This window comes from Phenylobacterium sp. (assembly GCF_004799395.1).
Classification (GTDB): Bacteria; Pseudomonadota; Alphaproteobacteria; order Caulobacterales; family Caulobacteraceae; genus Phenylobacterium.
In genome coordinates this window covers 1-14,114 of record NZ_SSMZ01000262.1, presented here as the reverse complement: position 1 = coordinate 14,114, position 14,114 = coordinate 1, and the positions used below count along the sequence as shown (strand labels likewise).

General features: G+C 69.2%; 12 protein-coding genes. 7 read left to right on the top strand and 5 right to left on the bottom strand.

Annotated features, from left to right (window positions below):
• The first annotated feature begins 151 nt into the window (after positions 1-151).
• Positions 152-2,749: an MMPL family transporter gene (locus tag E8A12_RS16660; protein ID WP_293370843.1), complete on the top strand. Its 2,598-nt coding sequence runs from the start codon at positions 152-154 to the stop codon at positions 2,747-2,749.
• Here the strand turns inward: E8A12_RS16660 and E8A12_RS16655 are convergent.
• From E8A12_RS16655 to hpnI, 5 genes are all read right to left on the bottom strand, one after another.
• A complete protein-coding gene (locus E8A12_RS16655) occupies positions 2,746-3,723 on the bottom strand; it encodes a lysylphosphatidylglycerol synthase domain-containing protein (RefSeq protein WP_293370841.1) in 978 nt (325 codons plus the stop codon). The genes E8A12_RS16660 and E8A12_RS16655 overlap by 4 nt on opposite strands.
• A gap of 30 nt (positions 3,724-3,753) precedes the next feature.
• Positions 3,754-4,413 (bottom strand): hypothetical protein, encoded by a 660-nt coding sequence (locus E8A12_RS16650; protein ID WP_293370839.1) that lies wholly within the window; start codon positions 4,411-4,413, stop codon positions 3,754-3,756.
• 336 nt (positions 4,414-4,749) lie between these two features.
• Positions 4,750-5,574 carry a hopanoid biosynthesis-associated protein HpnK gene (hpnK, locus tag E8A12_RS16645; protein ID WP_293370879.1) on the bottom strand — a complete coding sequence of 275 codons (825 nt, stop codon included), beginning with the start codon at positions 5,572-5,574 and terminating at the stop codon, positions 4,750-4,752.
• 14 nt (positions 5,575-5,588) lie between these two features.
• Positions 5,589-7,016, bottom strand: coding sequence for a hopanoid biosynthesis associated radical SAM protein HpnJ (hpnJ, locus tag E8A12_RS16640; protein WP_293370837.1), 1,428 nt, complete (start codon positions 7,014-7,016; stop codon positions 5,589-5,591).
• Positions 7,016-8,170, bottom strand: a complete 1,155-nt coding sequence (hpnI, locus tag E8A12_RS16635) for a bacteriohopanetetrol glucosamine biosynthesis glycosyltransferase HpnI (RefSeq protein WP_293370835.1) — start codon at positions 8,168-8,170, stop codon at positions 7,016-7,018. The genes hpnJ and hpnI overlap by 1 nt, the downstream gene beginning before the upstream one ends.
• A gap of 86 nt (positions 8,171-8,256) precedes the next feature.
• Here hpnI and E8A12_RS16630 point away from each other — a divergent pair, with 86 nt between their 5' ends.
• From E8A12_RS16630 to E8A12_RS16605, 6 genes are all read left to right on the top strand, one after another.
• Entirely contained in the window at positions 8,257-9,147 is an 891-nt protein-coding gene (locus E8A12_RS16630; protein ID WP_293370833.1) for an MlaA family lipoprotein, read from the top strand.
• On the top strand, positions 9,144-10,205 hold the full coding sequence (gene hpnA / locus E8A12_RS16625; protein WP_293370831.1) for a hopanoid-associated sugar epimerase: 1,062 nt from the start codon (positions 9,144-9,146) through the stop codon (positions 10,203-10,205). The genes E8A12_RS16630 and hpnA overlap by 4 nt, the downstream gene beginning before the upstream one ends.
• Complete coding sequence (locus E8A12_RS16620; RefSeq protein WP_293370829.1) at positions 10,202-11,350, top strand: glycosyltransferase; 1,149 nt, start codon at positions 10,202-10,204, stop codon at positions 11,348-11,350. Before hpnA ends, E8A12_RS16620 begins: the two co-directional genes overlap by 4 nt.
• Positions 11,347-12,210 carry a squalene synthase HpnC gene (hpnC, locus tag E8A12_RS16615; RefSeq protein ID WP_293370827.1) on the top strand — a complete coding sequence of 288 codons (864 nt, stop codon included), beginning with the start codon at positions 11,347-11,349 and terminating at the stop codon, positions 12,208-12,210. Before E8A12_RS16620 ends, hpnC begins: the two co-directional genes overlap by 4 nt.
• A 10-nt stretch (positions 12,211-12,220) precedes the next feature.
• A complete protein-coding gene (gene hpnD, locus E8A12_RS16610; protein ID WP_293370825.1) occupies positions 12,221-13,069 on the top strand; it encodes a presqualene diphosphate synthase HpnD in 849 nt (282 codons plus the stop codon).
• Positions 13,066-14,114: FAD-dependent oxidoreductase (locus E8A12_RS16605; RefSeq protein ID WP_293370823.1), on the top strand; the 1,049-nt coding region annotated here is incomplete at its 3' end. The genes hpnD and E8A12_RS16605, both read left to right, overlap by 4 nt.

The window sequence follows — 14,114 nt, the reverse complement described above, 5'->3', positions numbered from 1 at the left end:
CGGCGCCGGGTGTGACCACGGTCACCAACGCGCCGCGGGGGGCTCTGCGGCCCAGACCTGCCAGGACAAGAATGACAACCACATGGTCGACCGCAATGTCCCTGGGCTTCCCGTCGAGCAGGGCGCCTAGACCCACGGCGCGAGGCTCCCGATGAGGGCGACCCCCATTCGCTCGGCGGTCAAGGCGGGCTCCGACCACCCTTGGCTCACCCTTTCGGTGGTCCTGGCGTTTTCGGCGGCGGCCCTGTGGTTCGTCATCGGTCATTTCAGCATGACGAGCGACACCGCCGCCCTGATCTCCAGCAAGGTCGCCTGGCGCCAGCATGAGATCGCCATGGACAAGGCGTTCCCGCAGAACACCGACTCGACCGTTGTGGTCATCGACGGCGCCACCCCCGAACTGGCCGAGTCGGCCGCAGCAGTCCTGACCGCGAAGCTGGCGACAGAGACCCAGCTGTTCCACAGCGTGCGTCGTCCGGATGGCGGGCCGTTCTTCGCCCGCGAGGGCCTGCTCTTCCTGCCCACGCCGCAGGTGCGCGCGACAGCCGACCAGCTGGTTTCCGCCCAGCCCTTTCTCGGCCCCATGGCGGCGGATCCCAGCCTGCGAGGAGTGATGAACGCCGTCTCGACCCTGGCCGATGGCGTCACCCATAGCCAGACCTCGTTCGACGCCGTGGGAAAGCCAATCGCCGCCCTCGCCGACGCCCTTCAGACCGTCGCGGCGGACAAGCCCGCCTTCTTCTCCTGGCAGGCCATGGTGGCCGGCGGCGGCGACGGCCTTCAGGCGCCGACCCGGCGCTTCATCATCGCCCGGCCGAAGCTCGACTATGATGCGCTGATGCCGGGCGTCGATTCCAGCGACGCGATCCGCGCGGCGGCAAGGAGCCTGGCGCTCGACGCCTCGCATGGGGTCCGCTTGCGGCTGACGGGCGCGGTGCCGCTTTCAGACGAAGAGTTCGGATCGCTCGCCGACCGCGCCTGGCTGGTGAGCGGATCCATGCTGCTGGCCGTGCTGGTGATGCTGTGGCTGGCGGTGAAGTCGATCAGATTGGTCGTCGCGATCCTGGCCACGACGCTGATCGGCCTGCTGCTGACCACGGCCATGGGTCTGGTGACGGTCGGGCGGTTCAACCTGATCTCGGTGGCCTTCATTCCCCTGTTCGTCGGCCTGGGCGTCGACTTCGGGATCCAGTTCAGCGTGCGCTTCAGGGCGGAACGGACGTCCGCGCAGGACCTGAACGCGGCGCTGACCGCTGCGGCGACCGGCATCGGTGGCTCCCTGACGCTCGCCGCCGTGGCGATCACCTTGGGGTTCCTGGCGTTCCTGCCGACCCAGTATGTGGGCGTCTCCGAACTGGGCATCATCGCCGGCGTCGGCATGGTGATCGGCCTGGTGCTGAACCTGACCCTGTTGCCGGCGCTGATCCGCCTGCTGCAGCCCCCACCGCAGGCCGAGGAGGTCGGATCCAGCCGCATGGCGCCGGTGGACCGTTTCCTCATCGAACGACGCAAGCTGGTGCTCTGGGCCTTCGCGGTCTCGACCCTGGTCAGCATCGCCCTGCTGCCCTTCGTGCGGTTCGACTTCAACCCGATGCACCTGCGCAATGTGCACGGCGAGGCGATGTCGACGCTGAGCGACATCATCAGGGACCCGATCCAGACCCCGAACACCATCGACGTGCTGGCGCCGTCCCTCGCCGCCGCGGACCACCTTGCCGATCGGCTGGGCAAGCTCCCCGATGTCGCCCAGACGATCACGCTTTCCAGCTTCGTGCCTGACGACCAGCCCGCCAAGCTGGCGGCGATCTCCGACGCCCAGCTGCTGCTGGATCCGACCCTAAACCCCTTCGAAACACAGCCCGCGCCCAGCGACGCCGAGGTCGTCACCGTTCTCAAGAGCACGGCGGCCAAGCTGCGCGCCGCGGCGGGGACTGGCGCGGCGGCCGGAGGCGGCGATGCGCTTCGGCTGGCCGGCGCGCTGGATGCGATCGCGGCCGGACCGCCGGCCCTGCGCGCCCGGGCGACGGAGGCGCTGATCCCGCCGCTCAACACCCTGCTGGACGAACTCCGCGCCCTCCTGACCGCGGAGCCGGTGACCTTGCAAAGCCTGCCGCAGGACATGGTGCGCGACTGGGTGACGCCCGACGGCCGGGCCCGCATCCAGGTCTCGCCGAAGGGCGATTCCAACGACAACGCCGTCCTCAAGGCCTTCTCGAGGGCCGTCCGCGCCGTCGCGCCCGACGCCTCCGGCGCCCCGATCTCAATCCAGGAGGCGGGCCGGACAGTGAGCTGGGCCTTCATCGAGGCGGGCCTGCTTTCGCTGGTGGCGATCACCGGCCTGCTGCTGCTCGTTTTGCGCAGCCTGCGGGAAGTGGCCTTCACCCTGGCGCCCATCGTGCTGGCCGGCTTCCTCACGCTGGGGACCTGCGTGGTGATCGGCCAGCCCATCAATTTCGCCAATGTCATCGCCTTCCCGCTGCTCTTCGGGGTCGGCGTGGCGTTCCACATCTATTTCGTCATGGCCTGGCGGGCGGGAACGACGAACCTGCTGCAATCCAGCCTGGCGCGCGGAGTGTTCTTCAGCGCGCTCACCACCGGGACCGCATTCGGAAGTCTCATGCTCTCCAGCCACCCCGGCACCGCCAGCATGGGCAAGATCCTGATGATCTCGCTGATCTGGACGCTGGTGGCGGCGCTGATCTTCGAGCCGGCGCTGCTGGGGCCCCCCAAGGAGGGCGCGAAAACCTAGCGGCCCAGCAGCCTATGGCCCTCCCTCGCCTGCCAGATCAGCAGCGTCGGAACGCCCACCACCAGGTCACGGGCGCGCCGCAGCAGCGAGACGGCCAGGAGGTCGCTGGGCTGCAGGCCGAACAGAGGCGCCAGCAATACATAGGCGCCTTCCTGGACTCCGAGGCCACCGGGCAGGATGAACGCTGCGCCGCGTGCGGCGTACATCAGGCTTTCCACCGCCAGCACCGCCCACAGCGGCGCATGGGCGTCCATGGCCTGGAGCACGATCCACGATCCCAGACCGCTGCCGACCCAGCCCGCGCTGTGCAGCGTCAGGGCCGCCAGGAGGCGGAGCGGTTGGCGGTAGATGGCATCCAGGGCGGCGCGCACGGCGTCGGCGCGACTGACCGAATCCGGCCACCAGCGTTGCGCCAGACCGCCCAGCCAGGTCACGCCGCGCCCCTGCACCAGTCCGAAAGCGATGGCGGCGAACACGAGGAATCCCAGGGCGCCCGCCATCGGCCAGACCAGTGGCGCGCCGCCGGGTCCGCCGCGAAGCTGGGCCGCGAGGAGGGCGACCCCCAGCAGGGTGTAGAGCACCTGGGCGCTGAGTTCCGCTGTGACGTCGGCGATGGTCGAGGCGACGACCAGATCCTCGGCGATACCCTCCGTGCGGGCCACCCGGGCGCCCAGCAGGAAGCCGCTGACCTGGGCGAAGGGCAGGATGTCGGAGCCGGCTTCGCGCAACAGTCGGGCCCAGACCAGGATCCCAAGGCCCTTGGATCCCAACCCCGGCGCCACCGCGAACCAGGCGCCGCCCAGCACTAGGATGACCAACGGCCAATAGAGGGTATAGGCGGCGAAGCCCGCCAAGCCGGCGCGCTCGATCGCCGCCAGCACGGAGCGGTAGCCGACCAGGGCCACCACCAGGGTGAGGAGGGCAAGGCCCACCACCAGGGCCACAAAAACCCCGCCACGGGTGACCTTACTCAAGACGCCCCCATCTCCGGCCGTGCGGAAGGATCAGGCCGCGACGGGCGGCGCCTTCATGAACCGCAGCGCGAACCGGATCATGTTGGGGACGAACATCGGCCGGATCAAGCGCGCATCGTAGGGCGCCAGTCGCCGATCGTTCTCCCGCAGGCAGACGCGGGCCAGCTCGGGAAAGGTGATCTCCACCCCCAGCACCTTGGAGCCGTTCAGGGTGAAGTTGTTGTCCTGCGCCTTGTCGCTCTTTTCCATGTCGCCGGCGATGCCGATCCGCTCGGCGATCAAGAACAGCCAGACCGCAATCACCTTCAGCTCGAACCATGGGCGGCGCCAGAACGGCATGTTGCGTCGCCACCAGGCGACCCAGTTCACGAAGAACAGGAGGTGGCGGCCCTCCTCGCGCATCACCGGCTCGAAGGTGTCCACCAGCTCGGTCGGGAAGAATCCTGAGCCGCGGGCGATCTCGAAAAGGCCGAAGCCGAAGAAACTGTCGATGCACTCGGAGTAGCCGGTGACCATGAAGGCCCATTCCGGGTCCTTCGGGCGGCGGTAGGCGGGCTCCGGATCGAGCTTGATGCCATAGGCCTCGACCATGTTGGCCAGCACCAGTTTGTGGCGGCTCTCCTCAAAGGCGTCCATGGCGACAGCGGACTTCAGCAGGGGATCGCTGACGCTCTCGCCATAGTTGCGCACGTTCCAGCCGGCCTTCTCCTCGGTCCGAACGGCGATGTCCCAGATGGGCAGCGCGATGATGCGTCCGCGGGTCGTCTCGTCGAGTTTCGGCCAGTCGATGACCGCTGGCCTGTAGGGGGCCGTGGGTGCTGAGGAGGGCGTCGCAGAACGGCGCCTTGTGCGCCTCGCTGCCCAGTCGGATCGGCATCTCGGGCGCCGGAATATCGATCTCGATATCGGCAAAGCCGGTGAATGCGTTCACGGCCACGGACGAACCTCTCCACTTGATCAGCTGGCCCGCGAGCGGCCCAAACGCCGATGTAGGATCGTCCTGGGGCGGAGAAAACCGCCTGGGCCTCAAATGAAATCGGAAAAAGCGCCGAGCTGGGCACGCGCCTCGGCGATCGCCGCGCGGGTGTCGAGCGAAACCAGCGCCGCCAGCTCTCCCGCGTAGTCGTAGCCGGCCGCGGCGCCCTCGAACCCGCCTGCGGTCGCCGGATGCAGATAGAGTTCGCTGAGGCCTGGCGGCAGCCGGCGCACGACACCAGCCACGCGATCCGCCGTCATCGCGCCGGACCAGGCCAGGCCGAACACCTGGTCCGCCATGGCGATCCCCGCCCGCCGATAGCGCGCCCGCACCATCCGGGCCCAGGGCTCGGTCACAAGGGCCGGCGGCGGCGCGGCCGTCGGCTCGACGGCGGCCAGGATGGCGCGCGGTTCAATAGGCGCGCGGCTGGCGGCCATGCCGAAGCGACGGCCGATTCGCAGCATCAGCCCGGCGACGGTGGGATGCAGGTGGTAGTGCTTGTGGGTGTTGACGTGGTCCAGAGCCAGGCCGGTGCGGGCGAAGGCCGCGAGCTGCGCCTCGATCTCGGCGGCAACTTGGCGCCGGACCTTGGGCCGCAGGAAGATCTCGGCGCCCATGGCGGCCATGTCGGTGCGGAACAGGCCCTCGCCGGTCACTAGGTCCGGCAACTCCGCGGGCGGCAGGGCAGGCCGGCCCTCCACCAGCACCAGGTGGAGGCCCACGCGCAGCTTCGGCAGGCGCTTCGCGCGCGCCACGGCGTCGGCAAACGCTGGCGCGGCGACCATCAGGCTCGCCGACGTCAGCACCCCATCGCGATGACCGATTTCCACCGCCTCATTGACCTGGACCGCCGCGCCGAAATCATCGGCGGTGATGATCAGCCGAGGGGTCAGGAGACGATCATGTCTTCGCGGGTGCGCAGGAACTGGAAGAACTCGACGCCTTCCCGAAGCCGGCGGACCAGCATGTCGCGCGAGGTCAGCATCTCGCCAACGATCTCGGCGATCTTCGACGGGCGGAAGTAGAACTTCTTGTAGAAGTCCTCGACCGAATTGAAGATTTCCGTGTGGCTGAGGTGCGGATAGTCGAGAGGGGCGATCTGGGTTCCGTCGTCGGTCAGGAGGTCGATGTCCGACGCGAACCAGCCGTTCTCCTTGGCCTGGTTGTAGAGGAAGGTGCCCGGATAGGGCGCGGCCAGCGACACCTGCAGGGTGCGTGGGTTCACCTCCTTGGCGAAGGCCAAGGTCTCCTGGATGGTCTCGCGGGTCTCGCCGGGCAGGCCCAGGATGAATGTGCCATGCACGATGATGCCCAGGTCGTGGCAGTCCTTGGCGAAGCGGCGGGCGACGTCGACCAGGATGCCCTTCTTGATGTTATGCAGGATCTTCTGGTTGCCGGACTCATAGCCGACCAGCAGCAGGCGCAGGCCATTGGCCTTCATTACCTCCAGCGTCTTGCGCGGCACATTGGCCTTGGCGTTGCAGGACCAGGTGACGCCCAGCGGGCCGAGCGCGCGGGCCAGATCCTCCACCCGGGCGTGATCGTCGGTGAGGGTGTCGTCGTCGAAGAAGATCTCGCGCACCTGCGGGAACTCCCGCTGGACGTACTTCACGTCTTCCACCACTCGCTCGATGGACTGATAGCGGTACTTGTGGCCGCCGATGGTCTGGGGCCAGAGGCAGAAGGTGCAGCGCGATTTGCAGCCGCGGCCAGTGTACCAGCTCATATAGGGATGCAGCAGGTAGCCACCGAAATAGTTCTCGACTTTCAGCTGCTTATAGAACGGCAGGACCGACGGCAGCTGGTCCATGTCCATCAGGATTTCGCGCTCGGGATTGGAGATCAGTTCGCCCTGGGCGTTTCGCCAGGTGATGCCGCGGATGGTCTTCCACTCGCGGCCCTCGGCCAGCTCCCGGATGGCGAACTCGTATTCGTTGCGGGCGACGAAATCGAGCTCCGGGCAGGCCTCCAGGCTCTCCTTCGGTTCGACGGCCACCTTGGCGCCGACGAAGCCGATCTTGGCCGTGGGATTGAGCTCCCGGATCATCCGCACGGTGCGGCAGTCCGACTTGAACGAGGGCGTCGAGGTGTGGATGACGATGAGCTCGTGGCTCTTCACGTCCTCCTCGATGTCCTTGAACGAAGTTTTGTGCGGCGGGGCGTCGATCAGCTTGGAGCCCGGGACCATGGCGGCGGCCTGCGCCAGCCAGGTGGGGAACCAGAACGACTTCACCTCGCGCTTCATCTGATAGCGCGCGCCGGCCCCGCCGTCGTAGCCGTCGAAGGACGGCGCCTGCAGGAAGAGACTTCGCATCATCAAGGTTCCTCTATGCGCTCCAGGACCCCTTGAGCGTCGACCCGAAACCGCATCCCACGCCAATCCACCGCACGAACGAAGAATGACGCGAAGAAGACGGCGAACGAAAGACCATCACGTAATGGCGTCAGCCACCACGGCCCCGTCCGCGCGCCCGCCATCCGATCGACGTCGCGCTGCAACAGGTACCGGCAAATAAGCGCGATCCCCAGCGCCGCCAACCCAATTGGCGCCGCGCCGGCAAAGATTATGGCCAGGACCGCAAGCGGCGTGGGGTAGGTCACGGCGCTGCCGGCGAAGCCGGCAGGATCGACACCGCGGACCGTGCGCGCCCAGCGCAGCTCGTGCCGGACCAGCGCATGGAGGCTGTCCTCGGTGCAGAGGTGGCCCACCAGCACCGGCGCCACGACGCTGCGCAGGCCGCTCGCCCGCACTGCCGCGCCGATGGCGTAGTCGTCCGCCAACTGATCGGCGAACGCTGCAAATCCGCCGATCCTTGCAAGCGTCTCGCGACGCAGGGCGACGGTCGAGCCCATGCAGGGGTGCGCCATTTTCAGCCCCACCCCGACGGCGACGCTGGGCAGGAACTGATAGCTGATCCCCATGGCCGCCAGGCGGGACCACAGTCCTCGCCCGGGCAGGCCGCGGTAGGGACAGGTGACGACCCCGACCTGAGGATCGCCAAGCGCCGCCGCCACGCCGCGAAGATAACCAGGGTCCACGGTGATATCGCTGTCCGCCACGATCAGCAGCTCGTGCTTGGCCCGCCCAACCATGTTGATCAGGTTGGAGACCTTGCGATTGGCGCCATGCTCGCTGGCGTCCACCGCCAGCGCGACGTCGGCGGCAGGGTGCGCGCGGCGCAGCGTTCCGACCACAGCCTGAGCGGGGTCGGTAGGGTCCTGGAGTCCGAACACCACCTGCACGGGCCCCGGATAGTCCTGGGTCAGGAGGCTGGCGAGCGCCGTCTCAAGGCCGGGCTCGGCGCCGTGCAGCGGCTTCAGAACCGTGACCCCCGGCCAGGTTTCCGGATCCTGCGGCTGCGGCGGGGCCAGCAGCCGGCGTAGGAGACGGACCGCCAGCAGCTGATAGGCGCACCCGGCCAGGGCCAGGACCGCAAACCCCCAACCGATGAACGTCAGCAAAAATGACACGCGCGCGTACTTCGCATCCCGAATCCGGGTCCTATATGGTGCACCAGCCGTCCATTCTGAGCCCCTTTAGACAGGGAAGTGAAGCGATGCAGTCGAGTTCGGCCCGCCTGCCGCTCGTCCTTCCCCTGATTGCCGCCGCAGCCTTCGCCGGCCCGTGCCGCGCCGCCGATCCCAGCGATCCCCTGGAAGGCATGAACCGGCGCCTGTTCGGGATGCAGGAGGCCTTCGATCGGCATGTCTTCGGGCCGATCGCCCATGGGTTCGGGGCCGCGCCCACGCCACTGCGCAGCGCGTTGCGCAATTTCGGCCGCAACCTCGGCGAGCCGGTGGTGGTGGTGAACGACCTGCTGCAGGGACGCCTGAAACAGGCCGCCGGGATGACGGTGCGGATCGTGGTCAACACCACCTTCGGCCTGGGTGGCCTGCTGGACGTGGCCAAGAAGAATCACCTGCCGCATCACGACAACAGTTTCGGCACGACGCTGGGCCGTTGGGGCGCTGGGCCCGGCCCCTACCTCTTCATTCCTTTGGTCGGCCCGACCACGTTCCGCGATGCGTTCGGATCCGTCGCGGACATCGGACTCAATCCGCTCACCTATGTCCATTACCGCTACAAGTTCGAGATCAGCGCCGGCATCGCCGTCGTCCAGGGGCTGGGCGAGCGCGTCGACAGCGAGCGGGACCTGATGACCATCCGCGAGACCTCCACCGATCCCTACGCGACCCTTCGCTCCTACTATCTGCAGAACCGCCAGGCGGAGATCACTGGCAAGGCCGCGGACATCGGCGCGCTGCCGGACCTGGATTCTCCGGAGACGGGCCCAGCCAAGCCGGCGTCTCCCGACGATCGTCCGTCGAATTCCCCGCCGCCGTCGGTCGGGCCGACATCGCCCCCTTCGAATCAAGCTGCGCCGCCGCCACGCGAGGCCACGCCTGACGCCCCGAAGGCGCTGGCCCCTGACCAGGCCCTCTCATGACCCTCGGCAAGGGAAAGGCGCGGCTTGGCGGCGGTGGCGGCGGGGCGGCGCTCCTGTCGTTGCGCGGGACGCCGGTCCTGGTCACCGGTGCTTCGGGCTTCGTGGGCTCGGCGGTCACCCACGCCCTGGCGGCGAGAGGCGCGCGCCTGCGCGTGTTGGTGCGCAGCTCCAGCCCGACCGTGAACCTGGCGGGTCTGGACGCCGAGGTGATGGAAGGCGACGTGCGAGATCCGGCCAGCATGGCCGCCGCGCTGCACGGGATGCGCTACTTCTTCCACGTCGCAGCGGACTATCGGCTCTGGGCGCGCGACCCGGAGGAGATCGTGCGCAACAACCTCGACGGCGCCCGCAGCGCCATGGAAGCGGCCTTGGCCAGCGGCGTCGAGCGGGTGGTCTACACCAGCAGCGTCGCCACCCTACGGCTCCGCCCGGACCGGTCGCCGGCGGACGAGACCCAGCCCCTCTCGGAAGGCGAGGCCGTCGGCGCCTACAAGCGCAGCAAGGTGGCGGCGGAAGCCCTGGTCCTTCGCCTGGTGGCCGAACGCGGCCTGCCGGCGGTGGTCGTCAATCCGTCGACGCCCGTGGGGGCCAGGGACGTCCGGCCGACGCCCACCGGGCGCATCCTCGTGGAAGCAGCCACCGGGCGCATGCCGGCCTTCGTCGACACCGGCCTGAACCTTGTCCACGTGGACGATGTCGCCCAGGGCCATCTGCTGGCTCTCGATCGAGGCCGGATCGGCGAGCGCTACATCCTGGGCGGCCAGGACATCACGCTGCAGCAGATGTTGGCCGAGATCGCCCGGCTGGCCGGCCGTAGGCCACCGGTCGTGAAGCTGCCGCTCGGCCCTCTTTGGCCCCTGGCGGAGCTGGCGGAGCTGGCGGGCCGTGTCACCGGCCGCGAGCCCTTCCTCACTCGCGACGCCCTAAAGATGGCGCGCCAGCACATGTATTTCACGTCGCAGAAGGCGCAGTCCGAACTCGGCTATTCCGCACGGCCGCATCAGGAGGCGATCCAAGACGCCCTGGAATGGTTCCGAGCCGCGGGTTACCTGCGATGATCGGCGCCCTGCTCGGCCTGCTGACCCTGGGCGTCTGGACCTATCTGCTGTTGGCCCGTGGCGGCTTCTGGCGCGTCGACCAGACCGACGCCGACACGCCTCCGGCTCCGGCCGTCTGGCCGGCGATCACCGCGGTCGTGCCCGCGCGCAACGAGGCCGACGTCGTCGCCCGCTCAGTGGGCAGCCTCCTGGCGCAGGACTATCCTGGGGCCTTCGAGGTGATCGTGGTGGATGACGACAGCGCCGATGGCACGGCCCACGCGGCCCACGCGGCCCACGCGGCCGCCGCGGGCCCGCACCGCCTGACGGTGCTCCGCGGACAGCCGCTGGCCGCCGGCTGGACTGGAAAACTCTGGGCGATGTCGCAGGGCGTCGCCGTGGCGGGCGAGGCGCCGGAGTATCTCTGGCTCACCGACGCCGACATCGCCCACGACCCTGACAACCTGCGGCGGCTGGTGAGCCGCGCTGAGGCCGGCGGCTTCACCCTCACGTCGCTGATGGCGGAACTTCACTGCGCGACGCCCGCCGAGAAGCTGCTGATCCCTGCCTTCGTGCTGTTCTTCCAGATGGTCTACCCGTTCCGCCAGGTGAACCGGCCTGAGCATCCAATGGCGGCGGCGGCGGGCGGCTGCATGCTGGTCTCCCGCGCCGCCTTCGAGCGGGCCGGCGGCGTCGGCGCCATCCGCACCGCGATCATCGACGACTGCGCGCTGGGAGCCCTCATGAAGAAACAGGGGCCGATCTGGCTCGGGCTGACCCATCGAGCGCGCAGCCTGCGTCCCTATCCCAGCATCGGGGCCATCGGCCACATGGTCTCGCGCTCGGCCTATGCCCAGTTGGGTTTCTCGCCCTGGGCGCTGGCCGGGACGGTGCTCGGCCTGGCGCTGACCTACCTGCTGCCACCGGCCCTGGCGCTGTTCGGGACCGGCGCCGCGCGCGGCCTGGGACTGCTCGCCTGGGCGGAGATGGCGCTGTGCTTCCAGCCGATGCTGCGCTTCTACCGCCGCTCGCCGCTGTGGGGCCTGGCGTTGCCGGCGATCGGCGTGCTCTACGGGGTCTTCACCCTGCAGTCGGCGATCCAGGACTGGCGCGGCCAGGGCGGCATGTGGAAGGGCCGCGCCCAGGCTCAGGCAAGGTCCCAATGAGCGAGCCGACGCAGGTGTCTCCGAGCAAGGGGCGCCGGGACGAGAACTTCCCGGTCGCCTCCGTGCTGATCGAGGCGCGCTACCGCGGGCCGATCATGGCCTGTTACCGCTTCGCGCGCACGGCCGACGACATCGCCGACAACGCGGCCGCGCAGCCGGACGAGAAGCTGCGCGACCTCGAGACGATGCGCGCCACTCTGGCCAGCGAGGACGATCGCGACGCGCCGGCGCTGGGGCTGCGCCAGGTGCTGGCCGAGCGCCGCCTTTCGACCTCGCACGCTTTCGACCTTCTGGAAGCTTTCCGCCGCGATGCAGTCAAGTCGCGCTACGCCAGCTGGGACGAGCTGATGGACTACTGCCGCTACTCTGCAGCTCCCGTGGGGCGGATGGTGCTCGACATCCACGGCGAACGGCCCGGCGTCTGGCCCGCCTCCGATGCGCTCTGCGCCGCCCTGCAGGTGATCAACCACCTCCAGGACTGCGGCAGGGACTACCGTGATCTGGACCGCGTCTATCTGCCTCTGGAGGATTTGGCGGCGGCGGATCAGGACGTCACCGCCCTGGCGGCCCCCGAAGCTTCGCCGGGGCTTCGCCGGGTGATCGCCGATCTTGCCCGACGGACCCAGGAGCTGCTTCGCCAAAGTCGGCCTCTCGCCCACGCCGTCCGCAACCGCCGCCTGCGGCTGGAGATCGCCGTCATCCAGCGGCTGGCGGAAGACCTCGCGGCGCGCCTGATCGTGCGTGACCCGCTTTCCGAGCGGGTGCATCATCGCAAGCTGGAGCTCATCGGTCTCGCCGGATCGGCCGTCGGACGTCTCGTCCGTCCAACGCTTGGCCGCAGTGTCGAAATCGCAGACTAACGGACGCGCCATGACCCTGACCGCCTCCCGTCAAGACGCCAGCGCGTCCGCCGCCCAGGCGGCGTCAGGCAGTTCATTCTACGCCGGCATGAAGGTGCTGCCGAAGCCGGAGCGCGAGGCGATGTTCGCCGTCTACGGCTTCTGCCGCATCGTCGACGACATTGCCGACGACCAGACCTTGCCGATCCCCGACCAGCGCGTCGCCCTGGACGCCTGGCGCGCCGACATTGAGGCCCTCTACGCGGGCGGCGACCCTGGCCAGGCGGCCATGCTCTCCGATGCGGTCAGCCGCTACGGTCTCGACAAGGCGGACTTCCTGGCGGTGATCGACGGGATGCAGATGGACCTGGAGGGCATCGTCAGGCCCGATCTGGAAACCCTCTACCTCTACTGCGACCGGGTGGCGGTGGCGGTCGGCCGGCTGTCGGTGAAGGTGTTCGGCATGCCGGACGCCCCCGGCGAGGCCCTGGCCCACCATCTGGGCCGCGCGCTGCAGCTCACCAATGTGCTGCGCGACCTGGATGAGGACGCCGACATCGGCCGGCTCTACCTGCCCGACGAGCTCCTGACAGAAGCCGAGATCGCCGCGCGCGATCCGCACGAGGCGATCAACGCCCAGGGTGTCGACGCCGTCTGCCGCCAGCTCGCCGAGACGGCCCAGGGCCATTACCGCGAGGCCAACCGGATTCTGACCGCCAGACCGCCGGGCCGACTGGCGGCGCCGCGGCTGATGGAGGCGGCCTATGCGGGGCTGCTGCGTCAGATGCAGGCGCGCGGCTGGGCGCCGCCTCGCACGCGGGTGAAGGTCAAGAAGGCCGCGCTGATCTGGCTCCTGCTGACCCAGGGTCTGTTCGGATGACGATCCATGTGGTCGGCGCCGGGCTTGCGGGCCTCGGCGCCGCGACGGCGCTCGCCGAGGCCGGGCTGAGCGTGGAGGTGTCCGAGGCGGCCGCTCAGGCGGGTGGCCGATGCCGGTCCTACTTCGATGCCCAGATCGACCTCACCATCGACAACGGCAACCACCTGGTCCTTTCGGGGAATCCGGCCGTGCAGGCCTACCTGGCGCGCCTGGGCGCAGCCGACCGCCTGACCGGACCGCGCGAGACTGAGTTCCCGTTCGTCGACCTCGCCACGGGGGAGCGCTGGACGGTGCGGCCCAATCCTGGCCCATGGCCCTGGTGGATCTTCAGCCGCGCCCGCGGCGTGCCGGGCGCACGGCTTGGCGACTACCTCGGCCTCGCCGGTCTCCTGCGCGCCAAGCCTGGGCAGCGGGTCGACGAGGCGATCGACTGCCGCGGGCCGGTGTGGGACCGGCTGATGCGGCCTGTGCTGCTGGCCGCCCTGAACCTGGCCCCGGAGGCCGGTTCGGCTGAGCTGGCGGCCAATGTCATCCGCGAGACCCTGGCCAAGGGCGGGGCGGCCTATGCGCCGCGGATCCCGACGCCCGGCCTGGCGGCGGCCTTCGTGGATCCGGCGCTGGCCTTCCTTTCAGCCCGTGGCGCGGCGGTGCGGCTGCAGCGGCGCCTGACAGGTCTCCAGACCGAGGACGGCCGGGTCTCCGGCCTTACGTTCGCCGACGGGGAGGTGAGCCTCGCGCCGCAGGATCGGGTGATCCTGGCGGTGCCGCCATGGATCGCCGCGGACCTGCTGCCCGGGCTCACCGTCCCCGACGCCTTCGAAGGCATCGTCAACGGGCATTTCCGCCTGACGCCGCCAGCCGGCGCGCCGCTGATCACCGGGGTGCTCAATTCCACCGCCGAATGGATCTTCTGCTTCGAGGACCGCATCTCGGTCACGGTGAGCGGGGCCAACGCCATCATCGGCGAGGCGAGGGAGAGCCTGGCCCGGCGCCTCTGGGCGGAGGTCGCTCAGACGCTCGCCATGCCGGCCGACTTGCCGCCCTG